The 21,950-nt window shown below is 70.4% G+C and carries 21 protein-coding genes and 1 riboswitch; of the genes, 16 read left to right on the forward strand and 5 right to left on the reverse strand.

The genetic code is table 11. The features are described from left to right. The first annotated feature begins 38 nt into the window (after positions 1-38). Entirely contained in the window at positions 39-1,937 is a 1,899-nt protein-coding gene (locus ABTX24_RS25905; protein ID WP_350843695.1) for a hypothetical protein, read from the forward strand. Here the strand turns inward: ABTX24_RS25905 and ABTX24_RS25910 are convergent. Together ABTX24_RS25910 and ABTX24_RS25915 are read right to left on the reverse strand one after the other, a co-directional pair. After that, positions 1,918-3,834 carry an APC family permease gene (locus ABTX24_RS25910; protein ID WP_350843697.1) on the reverse strand — a complete coding sequence of 639 codons (1,917 nt, stop codon included), beginning with the start codon at positions 3,832-3,834 and terminating at the stop codon, positions 1,918-1,920. The two genes, ABTX24_RS25905 and ABTX24_RS25910, sit on opposite strands and share 20 nt — an antisense overlap. 82 nt (positions 3,835-3,916) lie before the next feature. Further along, on the reverse strand, positions 3,917-5,182 hold the full coding sequence (locus tag ABTX24_RS25915) for an NYN domain-containing protein (RefSeq protein WP_350843699.1): 1,266 nt from the start codon (positions 5,180-5,182) through the stop codon (positions 3,917-3,919). A gap of 123 nt (positions 5,183-5,305) precedes the next feature. Here ABTX24_RS25915 and ABTX24_RS25920 point away from each other — a divergent pair, with 123 nt between their 5' ends. The 4 genes from ABTX24_RS25920 to ABTX24_RS25935 all read left to right on the forward strand — a co-directional run bounded on the left by ABTX24_RS25920 (position 5,306) and on the right by ABTX24_RS25935 (position 9,252). Beyond that, positions 5,306-5,488 (forward strand): hypothetical protein, encoded by a 183-nt coding sequence (locus ABTX24_RS25920; RefSeq protein WP_091049976.1) that lies wholly within the window; start codon positions 5,306-5,308, stop codon positions 5,486-5,488. Between the two features lie 96 nt (positions 5,489-5,584). Further along, positions 5,585-5,763, forward strand: a riboswitch (cyclic di-AMP (ydaO/yuaA leader). A 17-nt stretch (positions 5,764-5,780) separates the two neighbouring features. Continuing rightward, a complete protein-coding gene (locus ABTX24_RS25925; RefSeq protein ID WP_160024376.1) occupies positions 5,781-6,767 on the forward strand; it encodes a C40 family peptidase in 987 nt (328 codons plus the stop codon). Between the two features lie 38 nt (positions 6,768-6,805). Next, the gene (locus tag ABTX24_RS25930; RefSeq protein ID WP_350843701.1) at positions 6,806-8,008 is read left to right on the forward strand and encodes a hypothetical protein; all 1,203 of its coding nucleotides are present in this window, start codon (positions 6,806-6,808) and stop codon (positions 8,006-8,008) included. Continuing rightward, on the forward strand, positions 8,005-9,252 hold the full coding sequence (locus ABTX24_RS25935) for a M48 family metallopeptidase (RefSeq protein ID WP_350843703.1): 1,248 nt from the start codon (positions 8,005-8,007) through the stop codon (positions 9,250-9,252). The genes ABTX24_RS25930 and ABTX24_RS25935 overlap by 4 nt, the downstream gene beginning before the upstream one ends. A gap of 88 nt (positions 9,253-9,340) precedes the next feature. Here the strand turns inward: ABTX24_RS25935 and ABTX24_RS25940 are convergent, their stop codons facing one another. After that, complete coding sequence (locus ABTX24_RS25940; RefSeq protein ID WP_350843705.1) at positions 9,341-11,134, reverse strand: AMP-dependent synthetase/ligase; 1,794 nt, start codon at positions 11,132-11,134, stop codon at positions 9,341-9,343. 132 nt (positions 11,135-11,266) lie between these two features. On the opposite strand from ABTX24_RS25940, the gene ABTX24_RS25945 reads away from it, so the two are divergent. Genes ABTX24_RS25945 through ABTX24_RS25965 form a run of 5 tightly spaced genes read left to right on the forward strand, consistent with a single transcriptional unit; the run spans position 11,267 to position 15,297 of the window. Then, the gene (locus tag ABTX24_RS25945; RefSeq protein ID WP_160024372.1) at positions 11,267-11,713 is read left to right on the forward strand and encodes an SRPBCC family protein; all 447 of its coding nucleotides are present in this window, start codon (positions 11,267-11,269) and stop codon (positions 11,711-11,713) included. Further along, positions 11,710-12,933: an ArsA family ATPase gene (locus ABTX24_RS25950; protein WP_350843707.1), complete on the forward strand. Its 1,224-nt coding sequence runs from the start codon at positions 11,710-11,712 to the stop codon at positions 12,931-12,933. Before ABTX24_RS25945 ends, ABTX24_RS25950 begins: the two co-directional genes overlap by 4 nt. Before the next feature lie 2 nt (positions 12,934-12,935). Further along, positions 12,936-13,358: a DUF5304 family protein gene (locus ABTX24_RS25955; protein WP_160024370.1), complete on the forward strand. Its 423-nt coding sequence runs from the start codon at positions 12,936-12,938 to the stop codon at positions 13,356-13,358. A gap of 3 nt (positions 13,359-13,361) precedes the next feature. Further along, a complete protein-coding gene (locus ABTX24_RS25960; RefSeq protein WP_160024369.1) occupies positions 13,362-14,315 on the forward strand; it encodes an ROK family glucokinase in 954 nt (317 codons plus the stop codon). Positions 14,316-14,325: 10 nt separating this feature from the next. Beyond that, the gene (locus ABTX24_RS25965) at positions 14,326-15,297 is read left to right on the forward strand and encodes an ROK family protein (protein WP_350843709.1); all 972 of its coding nucleotides are present in this window, start codon (positions 14,326-14,328) and stop codon (positions 15,295-15,297) included. Here the strand turns inward: ABTX24_RS25965 and ABTX24_RS25970 are convergent. Continuing rightward, a complete protein-coding gene (locus ABTX24_RS25970) occupies positions 15,294-15,782 on the reverse strand; it encodes a hypothetical protein (protein WP_160024367.1) in 489 nt (162 codons plus the stop codon). The genes ABTX24_RS25965 and ABTX24_RS25970 overlap by 4 nt on opposite strands. A 98-nt stretch (positions 15,783-15,880) precedes the next feature. Between ABTX24_RS25970 and ABTX24_RS25975 the strand changes: the two genes are divergently transcribed. Genes ABTX24_RS25975 through ABTX24_RS25995 form a run of 5 tightly spaced genes read left to right on the forward strand, consistent with a single transcriptional unit; the run spans position 15,881 to position 19,760 of the window. Then, a complete protein-coding gene (locus ABTX24_RS25975; RefSeq protein WP_160024366.1) occupies positions 15,881-16,630 on the forward strand; it encodes a lysophospholipid acyltransferase family protein in 750 nt (249 codons plus the stop codon). Between the two features lie 50 nt (positions 16,631-16,680). Beyond that, entirely contained in the window at positions 16,681-17,124 is a 444-nt protein-coding gene (locus tag ABTX24_RS25980; RefSeq protein WP_350843712.1) for a flavin reductase family protein, read from the forward strand. Continuing rightward, a complete protein-coding gene (locus tag ABTX24_RS25985; protein ID WP_350843714.1) occupies positions 17,121-17,966 on the forward strand; it encodes an arylamine N-acetyltransferase family protein in 846 nt (281 codons plus the stop codon). The genes ABTX24_RS25980 and ABTX24_RS25985 overlap by 4 nt, the downstream gene beginning before the upstream one ends. Positions 17,967-17,991: 25 nt before the next feature. Further along, on the forward strand, positions 17,992-18,882 hold the full coding sequence (locus tag ABTX24_RS25990; RefSeq protein WP_350843716.1) for a hypothetical protein: 891 nt from the start codon (positions 17,992-17,994) through the stop codon (positions 18,880-18,882). A 59-nt stretch (positions 18,883-18,941) separates the two neighbouring features. Further along, complete coding sequence (locus ABTX24_RS25995) at positions 18,942-19,760, forward strand: NADPH-dependent oxidoreductase (RefSeq protein ID WP_350843718.1); 819 nt, start codon at positions 18,942-18,944, stop codon at positions 19,758-19,760. 57 nt (positions 19,761-19,817) lie between these two features. On the opposite strand, the gene ABTX24_RS26000 is transcribed toward ABTX24_RS25995, so the two are convergent. Continuing rightward, positions 19,818-20,375, reverse strand: a complete 558-nt coding sequence (locus ABTX24_RS26000; protein ID WP_350843720.1) for a GNAT family N-acetyltransferase — start codon at positions 20,373-20,375, stop codon at positions 19,818-19,820. A 194-nt stretch (positions 20,376-20,569) separates the two neighbouring features. Here ABTX24_RS26000 and ABTX24_RS26005 point away from each other — a divergent pair, with 194 nt between their 5' ends. After that, a complete protein-coding gene (locus tag ABTX24_RS26005) occupies positions 20,570-21,904 on the forward strand; it encodes a glycoside hydrolase family 10 protein (RefSeq protein ID WP_350843722.1) in 1,335 nt (444 codons plus the stop codon). Positions 21,905-21,950 lie beyond the last annotated feature (46 nt).

Below are 21,950 nucleotides of genomic sequence, written 5' to 3' on the forward strand. Positions count from 1 at the left end.
ATTAGCGAGTGCCACCGACAGTCCTTCGCCACTAGGGTGTGGCGCACCTGACAGGGGAGGTGTGGGCGATCGTAGGGAGAAACAGCGGCATCGAGGGGGCGGCGTCCGGCAGCGAGGATCGTCCCTGGGCGCGCTGGTTCGCTCGCTCGGGCTCGTTGCAGGTCGAGCCGGCCGAGGCCGGCGAGCAGGCCAGGACGCTGCTGAGCGAGGACGGACAGACCGCGGCGCTGCGGTTCAACGAACGTGTGCTCGACACGCTGACCGGCGATCTGGCCGGCCTGGTCGAGTACGTCACCGTCCTCGACGGCGCCCAGGCCGACGAGGTCCTCAACACCCAGAAGCTGATCGACAACGCCTTCGCCAGGGTCTCAGCCCAAGGCGTCGACCGGTTCGTGGCCTGGCTCGCGGAGCTGCGTACGCAGGGCCATCCGGCGATCGCGGTCCAGGCGCTGCACGCCTACGGCCGGCTCGCGGACGGCGATCTGGCCGCCCTGGCGACCTCGCTGGAGTCCGCCGCGGACCCCGTGATCCTGATCGCCGCCGCCGCACTGCACCGCCCGCCCGAGGACGCCGCCCGGCTCGCGATCGAGAACGAGCACGACACCTCCATCGCCCACGCCGTCATCCACGACGTGCTCCGTCAGCGGACCGTCCCCGACATCGCCCGGTTCCTCCGGGCGCTGCACCTGCTCGGGGCGCCGGACCTGGTCAACGACACGGTGAAGCAGTTCGCGGCCCCTGCCAGCGGTCGCTCGAACCTCGACAAGGCCCTGCTCTACGTCGCGCTGTACGCCAGCCCGAGGCTGCGTGAGATCGCCCTGGACCTGCTCTGGCGCACCCTCGGCGCGATCGGTGACCTCGGCCGGGCGCCGGGTCCCGCCCAGCAGCAGGATCTCGTCGCGGCGTTCTGGGAGCTGTGCCCGGGCGGACGCGTGCTCGAGGACTGGTTCAAGCTGCGCCTCGACGGCAGCGAGAACGCCGAGGAGGCGCGCGAGCACGTCGTGCTGCTGTTGCGGGGCAGCCGGGGACCCGGCCGCGACAGCCTCCTGGCAGCCATGGCCGGTGACGCGACGCCGATGAACCTCAAGCGCATCTGCGAGACCCTCATGGAGGAGGGCGACGAGGCCCAGGCGGCGATGCTCGTCCGTGCGATCGCCCACAGCGGCCACATCGAGCGGCTCGGCGACTTCCTCGACCGGTGGTCGTGGGCGCAGCCGTCCGCCGAGACCACCCGGAAGCTTCTCCACTGGGTGCTCACCCCGGAGGGCGCGGACCGCGCGCCGATGGGATCCGCCGTCGTGGAGGGTGTCGCCGGGTATCTGGCCGACGGGCACGGCAGGACGCTGGGGGAGGACCTTCGCCGGCAGGCCGCGACCCTGGTCAGGCTCCGCCCGGCCGAGGAGATCGTGGGTCTGCTCGGCCACGTACCCTCCCGGGTCGGGAGGCGGGGCCGCTCGGCCGTCGCCGCCGACGTCGGCTGGAGGCTGGCCGAGGATCTGCTCGTCTACCCGGCGCCGACCGAGGAGACGTACGTCGCCTGGTACGCCGAGTGCCTCGTCGCTCTCGAGGAGGCCGGCTTCACCGACGCGGTGCGTACGTCGTGGCACCATCTCGCCGACGAGGCGATCAACCGCCGTGGCGCCGGGCCGACGATCGCCGAGACCGCCCACCAGCTCCGGCGCAAGGAGCTCGCCGGCACGGCCGACCGGCTGCTGATCCGCTATCTCGACCAGGCGCAGAGCGTCACCCCCACCGACATCGTCGGCATCACCACCCGGCTCCGCCTGCACCGCTATCCGGAGGCGAGTCGCGCCGGGGTCCTGCGCCGCTCGGTGGGGCGGTGGCAGGACCGGGCCCGGGTCGACGCCGTCGTGGAGGCCTTGGTCGCCGCCGGCCAGGAGGAGGAGGCCGAGTGGGTCAGGGCCGGGTCGTCGTGAGCCGGGTCTGCCTGAGGTAGCGGCGCCCGGCACCGACGAGGAGGACGAAGGCGCCCGAGGCGACGATCATCACCAGGGCGCGCAGGCTCCACACGCTCCACACGGAGTCGTCGTCGATCCGGTGGCGGACGGCGCTCAGCAGGGTCAGCGCGACCAGGTACAGCGCGAGCACGACGAACGGACGGTTCGCCGGGTCGCGAGAGACCAGGCGCGCGCCGTGGTTCTTCGCGTCGTACCAGCCCAGGCCGGGGACCCGGAGATGATGGAGCCAGGGGAGCACGAGCAGGACGAGCGATCCCCAGCCGATCACCGCCACGCCCTTCCACACCCGGTCCCACGCGGACTCGTTGACGACCAGCGCGATGACGACGAAGGCCGCGTACGCCGCGAACGGGAGCAGCCGCTGGGCACCCGTCCCGAGCAGGTCGGAGCGCACGGCCAGGACGACGCAGGTGACCGCGTACAGGATCAGGATCGGGATGGTGTTGAGCACGGCCAGGGTCTGCCAGTCGCCGCCCACCGCGACCAGGACCACCAGCGCGAGCACCAGGTTGACGAGCAGGATCAGCCAGAAGGAGTCGCCGGTGCGGCCGGGGAGGCGTGATGCCCGCGGCTCGTGCAGGCCGCTGGGGACGTACCTCTCCGCGCTCAGCGCGTAGACCTCGCGACTGAGGGCGTAGGTGAACACGATGCCGGACCCGATCGGGGCCAGGATCGCGGCGATCCGGACCAGCACGACCAGCCAGTCGAGCGGCGCCCCGGCCAGCGTGGCCGCGTCGGTCAGGCGTGCGTAGGAGGTGCCGTGCTCGGCCCCGGAGCCGGCCATGTGCTCGGCGTAGACCAGCTGGAGGGAGGAGTAGAGCAGGAACGAGCCGACGACCGTGCCGTAGACCGCCCAGCGCACCCGCCTGGCCACCTCGCGACGGCCGCCACGGACCTCTCCGGTCACGTCCAGAGGAGCCTGGAAGCCGATGTAGGCGTAGATCACGCCGCTGGTGATCAGCGCGCTGAGCACGCCGGTCGTGGTAGGCCCGGCCGCGGTCCCCGGAGCCGTCGGCCGGCCGGGGGCCGCGAGCGCCAGGAACACCACGAAGATCACCGGGATGGCGATCTTGAGCAGCGTCAGGGCCGCGTTCGTACGCAGGACGAGCCGTCGGGGCAGCAGGACGAAGGCGATGATCGCGGCGGTCACCAGCACCGCCAGGGTCGACCCGATCCCGGTGAGCCCGCCGTCGCCGGCCAGGGCGGGGACGATCTCGGCCAGCCCGTTGACCGCCGCGGCCGCCTGGGCGGCCGGGTTGATGGCGTACGAGATCCACAGCGACGCCGCGAGAATGATCACCACCAGCGGCCCGAAGGCGTCGTGCGGATGGAACAGCAGCCCGCCGGTGCGCTGGGAGATGAGCCCGAACTCGACCATCACGACCGCGATGGTGAGCATGAGCAGGCCGCCGGCGGCCCAGCCGAGGAGCGCGGCCTCGCCCAGGCTCTCGTGAAGGGTGGGAACGGCCAGGAGCCAGCCGGATCCGATCACGCCGCCCGCGGCGAGACCGACGACCTCGACGAGGCTCAGCTTGTCGGCCTGATCGGCGGGTCGCTCGTCCCTCTCGTCCTTCGCGGGCTCATCGGCGGTCACGGGTGTGACGGGCGTGACCGGCGTGACGGGCTCGGTGGGCTGCGGAGCGGGAGCGGCGGGGACCTGCGCTCGTCGCATCGCCTCGAACGCGATCGCGGTCATCAGGCCGCCGACGGCCGCGACCCAGAAGCTCGACTCGTGCAGCAGCTCGCGGAATCCCGGCGACTTGAGGGCATTGAGCTGGACGCTGCCGTAGATGGACATCACGAATCCCGCGGCGCACAGGATCATCCTGGCGATCGCGCTGAGGGTGTGCCGCACGCGCTGGTCTCCCACTCCCGATGATTCGAACGTCGGGAGAACCTATCGAATCAGGCCGGTGTGGCGCAGGAAGCCTGCTGGATCAACCGAGCAGGGGCGAGAGCGAGGAGAGCGGGACGGTGCGGGCGCCGGCGCGGCGTACGTCCTTGACGACCTCGGCGTCGTCGGTGGCGACCAGGATGACGCGGCCGGCGGGCTCGGCGTCGACGAGGTCGCGGATGACGTCGTCGGCGATGACGCCCTCGGGGGAGAAGAGGACCTTGACGCCGCGAGGAGGCACCGCGGTGGGACGTACGGATGCGGAGTGGGCGTCGAAGACGACGGTCGTCTCGGCGCCGGTGCGAGCGGCGATCGGCGCGATCGCCCGCAGCAGCCGCAGCCGCTGGGCGTCGAGCGCCGAGTCGGGCCACAGCGCCTTGGAGACGTTGTAGCCGTCGACGATCAGCCGGACCCGCGGCATCGCCAGGAACTGCTCGAGGTGGGCGCTGCTGGTGACCCCGGCACCGGCGGCGGCGTCAGCGGAGGCCAGCTCGGCCTCCACCCGCTCGCCCGGGGTGCCGGTGACCGGCGGCAGCGCCAGCTCGCGACGCAGACCCCCGGCCGCGTCGAGCAGCGTGTCGAGCAGGAACCGGGCGCGCAGCGAGGCGTCCTCGCGGTCCGTCTTGGACGTACGCCGCTCGGCCGCGGCCTCGCGTTCCAGCTTGTCGATCTGGCTGCGGAGCTGCCGCAGCTGGCGGTCCCGTGCGGCGAGCTCGTCCTCGGCGCGGGCGAGCGCCGTGCGGGCCTCGGTCAGGGCCTCGTCCAGGCCGGTGCCCGCCTCGCGCGCGGCAGCCCGGGCCTCGCCGAGCTTGCGTCGCAGGGCGGTGTTGTCGGCCTTGAGGTCGTCGAGGCGGGCCTTGCGGTCGGCACGCACCTCGCGGAGCTCGTCCTCGGCCGCGGCGAGCTTGCCGCGCAGCCGGGCCACCTCGGCGTCGACCACCGGAACCGCGGCGGCCTCCAGCCGGTCCAGGGCCTCCTTGAGCGAGACCTCCCAGCCGTCGGGGCGGATGAGCCAGACGACCGCGGCCGCCTCGGCCGGATCGTCGGGGAGGACCACGTGGTCGGCGGAGCCCTCGGAGACGTACGCCGGCCGCAGCTGGCTGCCGACCTTCTCCCGGACCTCGTCGTCGCTCTCGAGCACCGAGGCGATCATCGCGCCGCCGGCCTTGGCCCGCCGGGCGGGCGCGAAGTCGGCGATCCGCTTGAGCGCGGGCGGCAGGCGCACCACGTCGGGAAGCACCCCGGCCGTGAGCGCGACGATGCGCCCCCGGACCGTGTCGGGGAGCGTCGCGTACGCGGAGACCTCCATGTGCCAAGTGTAGGGACCCGGTCCGCGATCGCCGCCTGGAATACCGTGCTGCGATGGTGATGACACGCCGGACGCAACCGGACGAAAGCAAAAATGTCGGTGCTCGGTGAGACCGTCACTCACATGACGACGAGAATCGACTGTGACACCTGCCTCGTGCGCGGTTTGGCGTGCCACGACTGCGTGGTCACCGTGCTTCTGGGGCCACCGCCGGAGCTGACCATCGAGGACGACGAGCGCCGGGCGCTCGACGTGCTGGCCGAAGGAGGCCTGGTCCCGCCGCTGCGCATGGTGGAAGGGATGTAGCCGAACTTTTGGGCGTGGGTGGTTGGCAGGTGGGGGATGCCGTCGGCTAGTGTGCGCAGGAACTTGGCGCTCGTGGAAGTGGGTCAACCGGCCCACGCGAGTGTCGCGCTTAGTCCAGGCCCGCTTCGGGGCGGGCCAGGAGCCGGGGAACCACACCGATCATCTGGGGTGTATCCGCCGCAAGGGCGATCTGGGAGACCAGATCGAGGAGCGGTGGTAAGGCAGGTCGTGCCTGAACCCGTCAGCTCACCCGGTAGGCGTCAACGACTACACACAAGGAGACCGTCCGCTCGTGACACGCGACCGGAAGCGACTCATTGCCGGAGCAGCCGGCATCGCCGCCATCGGAGTCGCCGGGATCATTCCCGCAGCGACCCCCGCCCAGGCAGACCCTGACATCGACGACGTTCGCAAGAAGGTCGACAAGCTCTACACCCAGGCCGAGGCGGCCAACGAGGACTACAGCAACGCCAAGCTGCGGCTGCAGGACCTCAAGGACCAGCTCGAGGACCTCAACTCCGACGAGAAGCGTCAGAGCAAGGAGCTCGACAAGATCCGCGCCGAGCTCCGTGACTCCGTGCTGCGGCAGTTCGAGGGCTCCGACGTCTCTGCCGTCGGCCAGGTGATCACCTCCGAGGACCCGCAGGAGTTCCTCGCCGGTCTCTCCACCGTCTCGTCCTACAACGCGCTGCAGGCCGACCTCCTCGCTCGGTACAACACCGAGGCGGAGGCCCTCCAGGTTCGTCGCGAGGCCACCGAGGACGCCAAGTCCCAGATGGCCAAGATCAAGACGACCATGCAGCAGAAGAAGAGCGAGATCGACAAGAAGTACGAGGCGGCCCAGGCCGAGCTCGACGAGCTGGAGGCCGATGAGCTGGAGGAGTTCCAGTCCACCGACACCAGCATCCCCTCCAACCTGCCGCCGCCCTCGGGTCGCGCCAAGGTGGCCGTCGACTACGCCCTCGCCCAGGTCGGCGACGCCTACGTCTACGGCGCCACCGGCACCGAGTCGTGGGACTGCTCCGGCCTCACCATGGGTGCCTGGGGCCAGGCCGGCGTCTCGCTCCCGCACTCCTCCTCGGCGCAGTACAGCAGCGGACCCCAGGTCTCCCGCGACCAGCTCGCCCCTGGTGACCTGGTCTTCTACTACAGCCCGATCAGCCACGTCGGCATCTACATCGGCAACGGCATGATCGTGCACGCGTCCAACCCGAGCACCGGTGTGAAGGTCTCCCCGATGGACGAGATGCCCTACACGGGCGCCGTCCGCCCGGGTTGAGTTTGACCCAGCACCCCGAAGAGGCCGATCGTTCGCAGGTGCGAACGGTCGGCTCTCTTCTTTCTCGCCCGGCCCTGATCGGGGCCGCGCTGGTGCTGGTGATGCTGCTCGCCGGGTTCGTCGGCTGGCGGCTCACCGGCGGGGGCGAGTACGTCGCCCCGACCCCGAGCAGCGCGCCGGTCGTGCGCGCCGACACCGAGGGTGCCCGGGCCTCGCTGGATGCCCTGGTCGACGGCGTACGCGACGGGGCGGAGCCCGAGGGAGAGGACGCCGCCTCGGTGGCGGTACGCAACGCCCGTGCCATCGGCCTCGGGGACGTCACCGCGAGGTACGTCGCCGAGTCGGGCAACGTGGAGCCCGACGGCTCCTGGACGGCCGACGTCGAGATGTCGTGGCGCAGCCCCGGCGACCCGGCGCTGACCGAGGAGCTGAAGGTCGGCTTCGACGCCGAGGGCGCGATCTCCGGTTTCTCGGCGGCCCAGGGCACCCGGCTGCCGCTGTGGCTCAGCGGCCCGGTCGAGGTGCGCCGCACCGGCTCCACCCTCGTGGTCGCCCAGGCCTCTGCCGAGGTAGCCGACCGCTACGCCGAGCTGGCCACCACCGCCGTCGCCGGGGTCCGCAAGGTGATCCCCTGGAAGAACCCGCGCCTGGTCCTCGAGGTGCCCGCAAACGGCCTCGACTCCGCGCTCGGCGCGCAGCCCGGGACCTACGCCGCCGTCGCGGCGGTGACCGCGACCGTCGACGGGTCCACGAAGGCCGGGACGCCGCTGCACGTGTGGGTCAACCAGGGCGTCATCGGTGACCTCGACGCCCCCGGCGCCCAGATCGTCATCACCCATGAGGCCACCCATGCGGCCACCGACGCCGCGACCAACACCCGTCGGCCGATGTGGCTGGTCGAGGGCTTCGCCGACTACGTCGCGCTCCGCGACACCAAGCTGCCGCTGTCCAAGACCGCCGGCCAGATCCTCGCCCAGGTCCGCGAGAACGGTGCCCCCGACCACCTCCCGGGCAAGGCCGAGTTCAACACCCGCTCGGAGCACTTCGGCGCCGAGTACGAAGCCGCCTGGCTCGCCTGCGAGGTACTCGCCGAGGCCGGCGGCGAGCAGGCCCTGGTCGACCTCTACGAGGAGACCGGACGCGGCATCGGCCTGGAGAAGGCGCTGCAGGCCGGCTTCGGCTTCGGAGAAGAGGAGCTGACCGCCCGCTGGCGGACCCATCTGTCACACTCGGCTCGATGAGTGGGGCGGAAGTGAGTGCAACGCGACGTACGTCGTGGGTGGTTCTCGTCCTCGGGGCGGTGGCGTTCGTGGTGCTCGCCTGGGCGTTGATCCCGTGGCATCCATACCCGGGCGGCGCGCTCGACCTGCCCGACGAGCGTGACGTGTTCACGCCCGAGGAGCTCGAGCGGATGCTGGCCTACTCCGGCACCGCTCGCTGGATCAGCCGGGCCTCGCTCCTCGTTTCTCTGACCGTCGCCTGTGTGCTCGGGTTCACCTCGCTCGGCCGGCGTCTGGTGGCGAGACTGCCCGGACCATGGCTGCTCCGGGTGGTGCTCGCCGTCGCCGTGGTCACGCTCCTCGGCTGGATCGCGACGCTGCCGTTCGGGGTGGCCATCCACCGGCTGCAGATGCGCTACGGGCTCTCCCGGCAGGCGTGGGGACCCTGGCTGGGCGACTCGCTGCTGAACCAGGTCGTCGGCATCGTGACCACCTCCGTGGCGCTGCTCGCCCTCTTCGCCTGCATCCGCCTGGGTCGGCGTTGGTGGCCGGCGGTCGCCGCCGCCCTGGTCGCTGCTCTGGTGGTGGTCGGCTCGTTCATCTATCCGGTCGTCATCGAGCCGCTGTTCAACGACTTCGAGTCGCTGCCGCGCGGCCAGTTCCGGACCGAGGTGATGGCGATCGCCGAGCGTGAGGGCGTCGAGCTCGACGACGTCCTGGTGGTCGATGCCTCCCGGCGTACGACCTCCCTCAATGCGTACGTCACCGGCTTCGGCTCCACCCGCCGCGTCGTCCTCTACGACAACCTCGTCGACTCGCAGCGGGGCGCCGCCGCGCGCGGGGCGGTCCTCTCCGTCGTCGCCCACGAGCTCGCCCACGCCAAGCACGACGACGTCCTGGTCGGCACGGTCATCGGCGCCGCCGGTGCGGTCGCCGGCGTCGGTCTGCTCGGCCTGCTGCTGTCCTACCGGCGCCAGGACGAGTACGCCACTCCCGAAGCGGTCCCGATGCTGATGGCCGTCTTCGCGCTCGCGAGCGTGCTGGCGATGCCGATCCAGAACGGCCTCAGCCGGCACGTCGAGGCCCGCGCCGACGTCGAGGCGCTCCAGGCCACCGGCGACCTGGAGTCGTTCACCCGGCTGCAGCACGACCTCGGTGCCCGCTCGCTCTCCGACCCGTCACCGCAGGCTTGGTCGCAGTGGTGGTTCGGCTCCCACCCGACGACCCTGCAGCGGATCGCTATTGCTCATCGGGTTCTCGACTGAAAATAGGCCGAGTCGGCGCATCTTGACGCCTCGCTCGCTTCGCTTCGCTCCAAGGCGTCAAGATGCGCCGACTCGGCGGCACGAGCAACTACTTTGCGTACAGCGCCTCGACCTCGTGACTGAACTCGCGCATGACCACGTTGCGCTTGAGCTTGAGGCTGGGGGTGAGCTGGCCACCCTCTTCGGTCCAGGATTCGGGGATGATCACGAACTTGCGGATCGACTCGGCCTTGGAGACAGCCTTGTTGGCGTCGTCGACGGCGCTCTGGATGACGGCACGCAGGTCCTCGTCCTCGACGAGGTCCTCGATGTTGCCGGACTTGCCGTTGGCCTCGGCCCAGGTGGGCAGCGCCTCGGGGTCGATGGTGACGATCGCGCCGATGAACGGCTGACCGTCGCCGACGACGATGCACTGGTCGACGAGCACGTGGGCGCGCAGGCGGTCCTCGAGGACGGCCGGGGCGACGTTCTTGCCGCCGGCGGTGACCAGGATCTCCTTCTTGCGGCCGGTGATCTTGACGAAGCCCTCGTCGTCGACCTCGCCGAGGTCGCCGGAGTGGAACCAGCCGTCCTCGGTCTTCGCGTCCGAGGTGGCGGCGGGGTTCTGCCAGTACTCCTTCAGCACCTGGCCGCCCTTGAAGAGCAGCTCGCCGTCATCGGCGACACGCACCGAGGTGCCGGGGATCGGCCGGCCGACGGTGCCGATCTTGAACGCCTCGGGCAGGTTGACGGTGAGCGCGCCGGTCGTCTCGGTGAGGCCGTAGCCCTCCAGTACGGTGACTCCGATGCCGCGGTAGAAATGGCCCAAGCGGTCGCCGAGCGGCGCCCCGCCGGAGATCGCGTAGGAGCAGTTGCCGCCGAGCGCGGCGAGCAGCTTGCCGTAGACGAGCTTGGAGAACAGCTTGTGCTTGGCGGCGAGCAGGAACGGCGCCTTGCCGGTCTCGGTGGCCCGGGAGTATTCGATGGCGACCTCGGTGGCCATGTCGAAGATGCGGCCCTTGCCGTCGGCCACGGCCTTCTGCGAGGCGGTGTTGTAGACCTTCTCGAAGACCCGCGGCACGGCCAGCACGAAGGTCGGCTGGAAGGTGCCGAGGTCGGCGACGAGGTTCTTGATGTCGGGGGTGTGGCCCAGACGGGTGCGGGAGGTGATGCAGCCGATCTGGATGATCCGCGCGAAGACGTGCGCGAGCGGCAGGAACAGCAGCGTGCTGCGGCCCTCGATGTTGAACAGGCCGTCGAGCGAGTCGACGACGACGCCGAGCTCGAACATGAAGTTGCCGTGGGTCAGCACGCAGCCCTTCGGGCGCCCGGTGGTGCCGGAGGTGTAGATCAGCGTCGCGGCGTCGTCGGGGGTGACCGCGCTGCGGCGGGCCTCGAGCTGCTCGTCGGTGATGTCGGCGCCGAGCTTGACCAGCAGGTCGACGGCGTTGTCATTGATCGACCACACGCTGTTGAGCGCGGCGCAGCCCGAGCGGACCTCGCTGATCCGGCTCATGTGGCCGGCGTCCTCGGCGACGATCGCCACGGCGGCGGAGTCCTGGAGGATCCATGCGATCTGCTCGGCGGAGGAGGTCTCGTAGATCGGCACCGTCGTCGCGCCGGCGAACCAGATCGCGTAGTCGATCAGCGTCCACTCGTAGCGCGTCTTCGAGAGCAGCGCGACCCGGTCCCCAGCGCCGACACCAGCCGCGATCAGTCCCTTGGCGACCGCCGAGACCTCAGCGAGGAACTCGGACGACGTCACGTCGTCCCAGGAGCCGTCGGCGCCTGGCCGGCTGAGGACGGCGGCATCGGGTGCCTCGGCGGCGTTACGCACGACGTCGTCGCTCAGACTGCCGGTGGGGGGAACAACGTACGTCGCGGGCGTGGAGAACTCGCGCACTAGGGCCTCCGCATACTGATGGTAGGTGGGTACGAACCGGAGGTTACCCCCGTCACAGCCCGACCATTTCACCGGGATGCTATCCGGTACGCTCCATGGCACCTAGCAAGTCAGGGAGTGAGGACACCACCGATGGCCGATCAGACCACCTCGACGATCGTGATCGAGGCCGCGCCCTCGGCAGTGATGGCGGTGATCGCGGACTTCAAGTCCTATCCGGCCTGGGCCAAGGGCATGCAGGAGGTCAGCGTCCTCGAGACCGGGGTCGACGGGCGGGCCGAGCAGGTCCGGTTCGTGCTGGATGTCGCGCCGATCAAGGACGAATACACCCTGGCGTACGACTGGGACGACGACCGCCAGGTGACCTGGTCGCTGGTCAAGGGCAACCTGCTGCGGTCGATGGACGGCGCCTACGTGCTGCGCGACCTCGGCGGTCGCACCGAGGTCACCTACCGGCTCGCGCTCGACCTGAGCATCCCGTTGATCGGCATGCTCAAGCGCAAGGGCGAGAAGGTCCTGATCGACACCGCGCTGCGAGGCCTCAAGCAGAGAGTCGAGAAGCAGGGCATGCCTTCGTGAGAATCCTTCTCTTCACCGGCAAGGGCGGCGTCGGCAAGTCGACCGTCTCGGCCGGCACCGCGGCGATGTCCGCGGCCCGCGGCCTGCGCACCCTGGTCCTCTCGACCGATGCCGCCCACTCCCTGGGCGACGCGTTCGCCCTCCCTGGGCACAGTGAGGGCGCGTTGGGTTCGGAGCCGGTCCAGGTCACCGAGCACCTCTACGTCCAGCACGTCGACGCCCAGCGCCGCTTCGAGGAGTCGTGGGCGGAGGTCCAGGGCTACCTGCTGAGCGTCCTGGACACGATCGGGGTGGACCGGATCGCCGCCGAGGAGCTGACCATCATCCCGGGGGCCGAGGAGGTCTTCGCGCTCCTGGAATTGCGCCGGATGGCCGTCTCGGGGGAGTGGGACACGATCGTGGTCGACTGCGCCCCGACCGCCGAGACACTGCGGCTGCTCGCCCTTCCCGAGGCCCTGGGCTGGTATCTCGAGCGCATTCTCCCGGTGCAGCGCAAGATGGTGAGGGCGCTCAAGCCGGTGCTGACCAAGGCCGCCGGTGTGCCGATGCCCGGAGACTCGGTCTTCGACGCCCTGGTGCGGCTCCACGACGAGCTCGCGGAGGTCCGTGCCCTGCTCTCGGGCCCCGAGGCGTCCGTACGCATCGTGCTGACCCCTGAGCGGGTCGTGCTCGCCGAGGCACGACGGTCCTGGACGACGCTGTCCCTCTACGGCTACCGCGTCGACGGTGTGGTCGCCAACCGGATCTTCCCGGCCGGCGGGTCCGACGACTGGCGCGCCGGCTGGGTCAAGGCCCAGGACGACGTGCTCGGCGACGTGGGCGCCTCCTTCGAGGGGCTGCCCGTCTGGCGCTCGTTCTACCGCCCGACCGAGCCGGTGGGGGTCGACGACCTGCGCGAGGTCGCCGAGGCCGCGTACGCCTGGTCCGGCAGCATCGACCCGCTGGCCGTTCCCGAGACCGCGGCTCCGTTCCGCACCGAGACCACCGGCGAGACCACGGTCGTCCATCTGGCGCTGCCCGGGCTGGCCCAGTGGGTCGAGCGCGACCAGGTGCAGCTGGGCCGCAACGGCGACGAGCTGGCGATCACGGTGGGGGCGTACCGGCGCCTGCTGACCCTTCCCGCCGCACTCGCCCGGATGCGCGTCAGCGGGGCGCGGGTCGAGGGCGGGGAGCTGCGAGTAACGTTTTCTCGTCAGACGACGAACACCGAGAGCGAGTAATCGTGAGCGAGCAGCGCCACGAGTGGGCGGACGAGCCGTTGGGGTCGACCGCCGAGGAGCTGGGCCGGCTGATGGAGGCCATCGGCGAGTGGGCCAAGGACTCCCGGATCGGCCACTTCACCGAGGCGGTCGGAGAGCATCTCGATACCGGGGCACCGGAGTGTGCCTACTGCCCGCTGTGCCGTACCGTACATGTCCTCCGGGAGTCGAGTCCGGAGGTCAAGGTGCACCTGGCCAGCGCTGCCGCTTCGTTGATGCAGGCCGCGGTCACGGTGCTCAACGCGGCGGCCACGAGTCCGGGTGCTGGCCCTAGTGAAGGCGAGGATGCTCACAGTGATGGCGTGCGGGCTGAGGAAGATGCGACCCGGGACTGGGCGCAGCGCTCCGAGAAGGTCGAGCGGATCGATCTCGACGGCTGGAGCTGAGTCATGACGACGACGAAGAAGCTCGCCTGTGGTGTCGACGTCGGTGGCACCAAGATCCTCGGCGGCGTCGTCGACCATGACGGCAACATCATCGAGGACCACCGTGTCGAGTCGCCGGCGAAGAGCCCGGAGGCCATCGAGGCCGCCATCATCGAGGTGGTCCAGGAGCTCAAGACCCGCCACCCGATCGAGTGCGTCGGGATCGGTGCCGCGGGCTACATCGACAAGGGCCGCTCGACGGTCATGTTCGCGCCCAACATCGCCTGGCGCGACGTACCGCTCAAGGAGCGCCTGGAGAAGGTCCTCGAGCTGCCGGTCGTGATCGAGAACGACGCCAACGCGGCCGCGTGGGGCGAGTTCGAGTACGGCGCGGGCGCCGAGGTCGACAACATGATGCTGGTGACCGTCGGCACCGGCGTCGGCGGCGGCCTGGTCCTCGAGGGCGAGCTCTACCGCGGCGCCTTCGGCGTCGGTGCCGAGATCGGCCACATGCGGGTCGTGCCCAACGGCCACCTGTGCGGCTGCGGCAACCGCGGCTGCTGGGAGCAGTACGCCTCGGGGTCGGCCCTGGTGCGCAACGTCCGCTCCGCCGCGCGCGGTGGGTCCCTGCTGGCCCGCGAGGTCCTGGACCGGGCCGAGGGTGACCTCGACAAGATCAAGGGCCCGCTGATCACCGAGGCGGCCCGAGACGGGGACGCCTTCGCGATCGAGGCGCTGACCGACCTCGGCATCTGGCTCGGCGAGGGGATCGCCTCGATCGCCGCCGTGCTGGACCCTGCCGTGGTGGCCATCGGCGGGGGAGTGGCCGAGGCCGACGACCTGCTGCTCGGGCCTGCTCGGCGCGCCTTCCAGGCTCAGCTGACCGGCCGCGGACATCGGCCGATGCTCGACGTACGCAAGGCCACGCTCGGCAACCAGGCAGGGTTGATCGGCGCTGCGGACCTGGCCCGCAAGTGAGCCAGCACCAGTGAGCCTGCACATCGGTGTCGACATCGGCGGCACCAAGGTGCTCGCGGCAGAGGTCTCACCGGACGGTGAGGTGCTCCGCACCGCTCAGCGCAGCACTCCCGGACGCCGGGTCGAGCTCGAGCTGGTGGAGGACGCGCTGACCGAGGCGGTCACCGAGGTGGCCGCCGGCCGGCCCGTCGCGGGCGTCGGCCTGGCCGCCGCGGGGTTCGTCGACGCGGCCGGGGAGCGGGTCATGTTCGCTCCCCACCTGCCCTGGCGAGGCGAGCCGACTCTGACCCGGCTCTCCTCGCGATGGGGCACCCGGGTGGCGCTCGACAACGACGCCAACTGCGCCGCGCTGGCCGAGCTGGAGCTCGGCGCGGCCCGCGGCGTCGACTCGGCCCTGCTCATCACTCTCGGCACCGGCATCGGCGGAGCCGTGGTCCTGGACGGCAAGATCGTGCGTGGTCGCAACGGCATGGCCGGCGAGTTCGGCCACATGCAGGTCGTGCCCGGCGGGCTCCCGTGCGAGTGCGGCCTCACCGGCTGCTGGGAGCAGTACTCCTCCGGCAACGCGCTGGTCGCCTTCGTGCGCGCCCGTGTGGAGACCGAGGAGTACGCCGGCTGCGCGCTCGACGAGCTGGCCGCCGGCGACCCGCTCAAGATCACCGGCCCGGCGGTCACCGCCGCCGCGGCCCGTGGCGACGCGCTCGCGCTGGCCGCGTACGAGTCGGTGGGGTCGTGGCTGGGGGTCGGGATGGCCGGCCTGGTGGCCGCCTTCGACCCCGAGCTGTTGGTCGTCGGCGGGGGCGTCTCCACCGCGGGCGACCTGCTGCTGGCGCCGGCGCGTACGGCGCTGGAGGCCTCGCTCGTCGGCCGCCTGCATCGTGAGGTGCCGCCGATCGTGGCGACCGCCTTCGGTGCGGAGGCCGGCGTGGTGGGGGCGAGCATCCTGGCTCGCCGGCTCACCTCGAGCCAGAGCCAGACCTAGACGCGGGCGCCGTCGTCCCAGGGGTCGCGGGGCTCGGACGGCATGGTCGCGAGCAGGTAGACGAAGCCGGCCAGGAAGGCGGCGACCAGGCCGCCGATGACCCAGCTGTTGAAGTGCCGGCCGGTGACCTGGGTGACCACGATCAGGACCAGCACGGCGACCGGCGCGCCGAGCACCCCGATCCAGGCGAGCAGGCGCGCCGGGGTCGGCTTCGGGAGCGGCGGCGGAGGCGGTGGGACGTAGCCCTCCTCGTCGTCGCGCCACATGTCGTCATAGGCGTCCGGCTCGTCGACGGTCTCGACGATGTCGATCTTCTTCTCGAAGAGATCGCGGGCGACGGGCTCCTCCTCGAGGGCGGGGCGGTCGCCGTAGTTCTCGACGATCTCGCGCCATGCTTCGTCGTCCGACGACTGGCTCTCCGAGGGCACGGAGGCGTCGTCTGGGGCCCCGGTCGCGTCCTCGGGCCGGTCGTCTCGGTCACTCACTCCTCAAGCCTAGCCGGATCCCATGACAGGGTGCGGGAGTCGAAGTACCTGTCTCGTTATAGGCTCATCGGTCGAAGGCAATTAGGGAAGGCGATGGGGTGTCGACGAAGCTCTTCTACTCGTTCTTGAAGTGGGTGGCGATCGGGCCTCTCCTGCGAGCGGTTTTCCGTCCGTCCTATGAGGGCACGGAGAACATCCCGCGCAAAGGCCCGGCGATCATGGCCAGCAACCACCTCTCCTACGCCGACTGGCTCTTCATGCCGCTCGGGATGAAGAGGATGGTGCGTTTCGTGGCCAAGGCGGAGTACTTCACCGGAACGGGCCCCAAGGGCTTCCTGCAGAGGGTCTTCTTCTCGGGCACCGGCAACGTGCCGATCGACCGCGGTGGGGCCACTGCCGCCGAGGGGGCGCTCATCGCCGCCAAGCGGGTCCTGGCCGAGGGCGAGCTCTTCGGGATCTACCCCGAGGGCACCCGCTCCCACGACGGCAAGCTCTACCGGGGACGGACCGGCATCGCCAGACTGGCTCTGGACACCGGTGCGCCCGTGATCCCCGTCGCCGTGATCGGCACCGATGTGATCGCGCCTCCGGGCAAGAAGTTCGGCAAGCTCGTGCACCCGCGGGTCATCTACGGCAAGCCCCTGGACTTCTCGCGCTACGAGGGCATGACCAACGATCGCTACATCCTGCGCGCGATCACCGACGAGATCGTCTACGAGATCCTGAAGCTCTCAGGCCAGGAGTACGTCGACATGTACGCCACCGAGGCCAAGAAGCTGGCCGAGGGCAAGAAGCCCGCGAAGAAGCCCGCGAAGAAGTCCTCCGGGCCTACCAAGGACGTAGCCTGACGATCCACTCGTCCCACCCGTTCCCGACGCCGGAGGATCCGGTACGCCGGTTGCGCGGTCGTCTGGGTGGGCGGGTGTCGCTGTGGACCTCGGGCCCTGCCGATTCCTCGGCGGGGCTGACGGTCTCCTCGCTGATGGTGGCCAACGGGTCGCCCGGAGCCGTCCTCGGTCTCCTCGATCCCGACTCGGACCTCCGCGACGAGCTCGAGGAGACCGGCGTGGGGGTCGTGTCGCTGCTCCACTGGCGCCATCGTGACCTCGCCGAGGCGTTCGGGGGCACCGCTCCCGCTCCCGGTGGCGCGTTCCGCTTCGGGTCGTGGGAGACCACCGAGTTCGGCCGTCGCCTCGCCGATGCGCCGACCTGGGCAGGCGTACGCCTGGTGTCGATGCAGGAAATCGGCTGGTCTGCTCTGGCGACCTGCGAGATCGTGTCGCTCGAGGTCGGTGACGACGCCGACCCGCTGGTCCACCGGCACGGGAGGTATGAGCGATGATCGAGGGCTATCTGCGACGGCTCGGCATCGAAGGGCGGCCGGAGGCGACGTACGAGACGCTCGTCGATCTTCATCACCGCCATCTCGACACGCTTCCCTACGACAACCTCTCGATCATGCTCGCCGCCATCGGGGCCGTGGGGGCGCCGGACCCGGTGGACCCCGAGGTGACGCTGGCGCGGGTCGCGGCCGGGGGCAATGCGGGCTACTGCTTCCACAACAACGGGGTCTTCTCGCTGGTGCTGGAGGAGCTCGGTTTCGACGTCGTACGCCGCTTCGGCCAGATGCTCGAGGCGACCGGTCCTTCGGGGACCTTGGACCACCTGGCGATCGAGGTCCGTGGACTGCCGACCTCATCGAACCCGGCTGGCAGGTGGGCTGCCGACGTGGGCTACGGGGACGGCTTCCGTGACCCGTTGCCGCTGGTCGACGGGCATTTCCGACAAGCCGGCTTCGTCTACCGGCTGGCGCGGGTGGGGGAGTCGGGGTGGACCTTCCACCACGATCCCCACGGTTCGTTCAACGGGAGCTTCGTCCGCGGCGACGTTGCGCAGGACGCGATCGAGGCGTCGCACCTGCGGCTCTCCACGCCGCCCGAGGGCGACTTCGCTCGCAAGCTCGTCGTGCAGCGGCGTGGCGCGACGGGTGCTGACACCGTTCGCTCGATCCGGCACACGCGGACAGGATCCGGGGCGTCGACGCGTGAGCTGCGGAACTTCGACGAGTGGCGCGCAGCCCTGGGTGGTCTCGGGCTGTCGTTCCTGGGTGCTGAGGAGGACGCGCTGCGCGAGCTCCACAAGCGACAGGCCGCCGACTACGACGAGTGGTTGCTGACGCGCTAGTCGCCGACGTGCTGAGATGGCGGACATGAGCGACGAACCTGCCCCCGAGCTGCTCGACATCGCGGCCGAGCTCTACGGTCTGCCGCTGGCCGACTTCACGCCGGAACGCGACGCGCGGGTCAAGAGTCTGAAGGGCACGCCGCTGGCGGGTCCGGTCAAGGCGCTGAAGAAGCCCTCGACCGCGGCGTGGGTGGTGAACCTGCTGGTGCGCTACGAGACCGAGCAGGTGGAGCAGGTGATCTCGGTCGGCGCCCTGCTGCGCGAGGCGCAGACGGGCATGGACGCCGCTCAGCTGCGGGAGCTCACCAAGCAGCGCCGCCAGCTGACCGCGGCGGTGACGACCCGTGCCCGCGGGCTGGCGCGCGAGCACGGTCTCCGGGTGACCGAGGCGGTCGCGACCCAGGTCGAGGCCACCTTGACCGCGGCCATGATCGACGAGTCCGCCGCTCAGGCCGTACGCAGCGGCCTGCTCGTCTCCGCATTGGCCGCCACCGGGGTCGACGCCGTGAACGCGGCGTCCGCCGTCGCTCTTCCGGACGCTCTGGGCTTCGAGGTCGCCGAGGTCGTCCCGCCTCCTCGGGAGCCGCTGCGGGCCGTCCCGGACCTGCCCGACACCGCCGCCCTCGACGAGGCCCGGGAGGCGCTCACGGAGGCCGAGTCCGCGCTCTCCGGTGCGGAGGAGCAACGCGACAAGGCGATGTCGGCCTTCAAGGATGTCGAGGCGAGGTCGCTCCAGGTGAAGTCGGAGATCGAGGACCTACGCCGCCGGCTGGCCGACCTGGAGTCGGCCGCCGCCGACGTCGACGACGAGCTCACCGAGGCGGAGGACGCCCGCGACTCCGCCGAGCACGCGGTCGCGGAGGCCGCCGCTGCTCGCGACTCCGCGGCCGCTGAGGTGGAGCGCCTCGGCGGCTAGGTGGCTCCGGCCCACGGACGCTGTCAATGTCGAGTTTTTCAGTCGACTATTCTGGCCGGATGACCGAGACCGTCACCGACTCCGCCGTCTCCGCCCGCTACCGCGACCCCGCTCTCGCTCACCTGGCGACGACCAGCGCGGTGATCGAGCACCAGCTCGGGCACCGGTCGGTGCGCTCGTTCCTGAGCGACCCGGTCACCGACGACCAGCTCGCCGCCATCGTCGCGGCCGCGTCGTCGGCGCCGACCTCCTCCAACCTGCAGACCTGGAGCGTCGTCGCCGTACGCGACCCGGCCCGCAAGGCACGGCTCGCCGAGCTGGCCGGTGACCAGGCGTTCATCGAGGCGGCACCGCTCTTCCTGCTCTGGGTCGCCGACCTCAGCCGCGCCCGTGGGCTCGCGGCGGCCGCCGGGACCCAGGTCGAGGCGACCGACTACCTGGAGTCGACGCTCCTCGGGGTCATCGACGCCACCCTCGCCGCTCAGAACGCCATCGTCGCCGCCTCGTCGCTCGGCCTGGGCACGGTCTGCGTCGGCGGCGCCCGCAACAGCCCCGAGGAGATCGCGGCCGAGATCGGCCTGCCTCCGGGGGCGTTCGTGGTCTTCGGCCTTGCGGTCGGCGTGCCAGACCCCGCCGAGGGGGCCGGCGTCAAGCCTCGGCTCCCGCAGTCGGTCGTACTCCACCACGAGACCTACTCGTCCCCGGGTGCCGACGACCTCGCTGCGTACGACGATCGGCTCGGCGGCTACAACGCCACCTACGGTCTGGGCGGCGGCTGGTCCGAGCGCGTCCTGACGCGTCTCGTCGGACCCGCCAGCATGTCCGGTCGCCATCGGCTCCGGGCTCAGCTCGAGCGCCTCGGGCTCGCCGGCCGCTGAAGGGATGCTTCTCCCACGGCTGTGCCGGAGCGGATGTTCTCCTTCGCTCGCTGAGCGTCAGACGGCGACCGTGTCCCCGGGTTCGGCCGTGATGCTCTTCCGCATCCGGACCAGCGGGACGGGTGCGCCGCCACGGTCGTCGGTGATCCGCTCGACCGGTTCGAAGCCGTACGCGGTGTAGAGCGGCTCTCCGGACAGGGTGCCCATCAGCTCGAGCGTGGTGAAGCCCTCCGCTGATGCGGCGCGCTCGCAGAGGTCCAGGATCAGCCTGCCGACGCCGCGTCGGGCGAAGGCCGGGTTGGTGTACATCGCCCGGACCCTGGCCGGGTCCGTCTTCGGGTCGAGGAGCTTCGGCTCGCGGCCCGGGGTGTGGTCGCCGCCGTAGAGCGTCGCCCTCCTGCTCCAGCCGCCGCAGCCGGCGATCTGGTGGTCCTCCTCGACCACGAAGTAGGTGCCGTCCTCGATCAGCTGGGTGTCGATGCCCATCACCGTTCGGCTCGAGGTGATCTGGGCCGCGGTCAGGAACCCCTTCTGGAGCTCTCCGATCGACACGTTCATGATCTCCGTCAGGGCCGGGATGTCTTCGTGGGTCGCGATGCGGTGGGTGAAGGGCACGTGTCAAAGCGTGTCATGACACTGCGGTCTCGCTGTCGGGCGGGCGGAAACAGGAATCCTGTGTGAGGTAGGTCACGCCAATTCGTCCGAATCTATTGACGCTATAAAACGATGTCGATAACGTTTTCCAGCGAGTTCGCGCGAGCTCTGAGGTACCACCGACCACCTTTCATTCCGGGAGAACAGGATCGATGATGACCCGAGTTCGTGTCAGACCCCTGCACGCCATGAAGGCCAGAGGAACCGCCGCCTTCACCACGCTCGCCGCCCTGGTGATCACCAGCGGCATCGCCATCACTGCCGTCGCCGGCCCCGCTCGGGCCGACGGATCCACCCTGCAGGCAGCCGCGGCCGAGTCCGGCCGCTACTTCGGCACCGCCATCGCCGCGAGTCGGATGTCCGACTCGCAGTACACGACCATCGCGAACCGCGAGTTCAACATGATCACCGCCGAGAACGAGATGAAGATGGACGCGACCGAGCCGTCGCCGAACCAGTTCAGCTTCTCCTCCGGGGACCAGATCGCCAACTGGGCTATCCAGAACGGCAAGCGGGTCCGTGGGCACGCGCTGGCCTGGCACTCCCAGCAGCCGGGCTGGATGCAGAACATGGAGGGCAGCTCGCTCCGCAGCGCCATGCTCAATCACATCGCCGGGGTCGCCGGCCACTACCGCGGCAAGATCTACGCCTGGGACGTGGTGAACGAGGCCTTCGAGGACGGCTCGTCCGGGGCGCGCCGCAACTCCAACCTGCAGCGCACCGGCAACGACTGGATCGAGGCCGCCTTCCGCGCCGCCCGCTCCGCCGACCCGAACGCGAAGCTCTGCTACAACGACTACAACACCGACAACTGGAGCCACGCGAAGACGCAGGCCGTCTACAACATGGTCCGCGACTTCAAGTCGCGCGGCGTACCCATCGACTGCGTCGGCTTCCAGGCCCACTTCAACTCGGGCAACCCGGTGCCGAGCAACTACCACGTCACGCTGCAGAACTTCGCCGACCTGGGCGTCGACGTACAGATCACCGAGCTCGACATCGCCGGCTCCGGCACCTCGCAGGCCGAGCAGTTCCGCGGCGTGACCCAGGCCTGCATGGCTGTGACCCGCTGCACCGGCATCACCGTCTGGGGCGTACGCGACACCGACTCGTGGCGGGCCTCGGACACCCCGCTGCTCTTCGACGGCTCCGGCAACAAGAAGCTCGCCTACGGCTACGTCCTCGACCAGCTCAACACCGCCGACGGCGGGTCCACGCCGCCGGCGGGGAGCTGCACGGTGAGCGTCACCCGGACCGAGTCCTGGAACGACCGGTTCAACACCGTGTTCACCGTCAGCGGCACCGACGACTGGGTGGTCCGGATCAGCACCGGCTCGGGCCAGAGCCTGCAGAACTCCTGGAGCGCGAGCATCTCCGGTACGTCGGGAACGCTCACCGCCACACCGAACGGCAACGGCAACCAGTTCGGGATCACGCTCTACTCGGGCGGGAACACCGCGACACCGACCGCGACCTGCACCGCGGCCTGACGCAAGCTACGCCTGAGGCCTCGGCTGCGGATGATCCGCAGCCGAG

Source organism: Nocardioides sp. NPDC127514, assembly GCF_040302125.1.
Taxonomy (GTDB): Bacteria; Actinomycetota; Actinomycetes; order Propionibacteriales; family Nocardioidaceae; genus Nocardioides.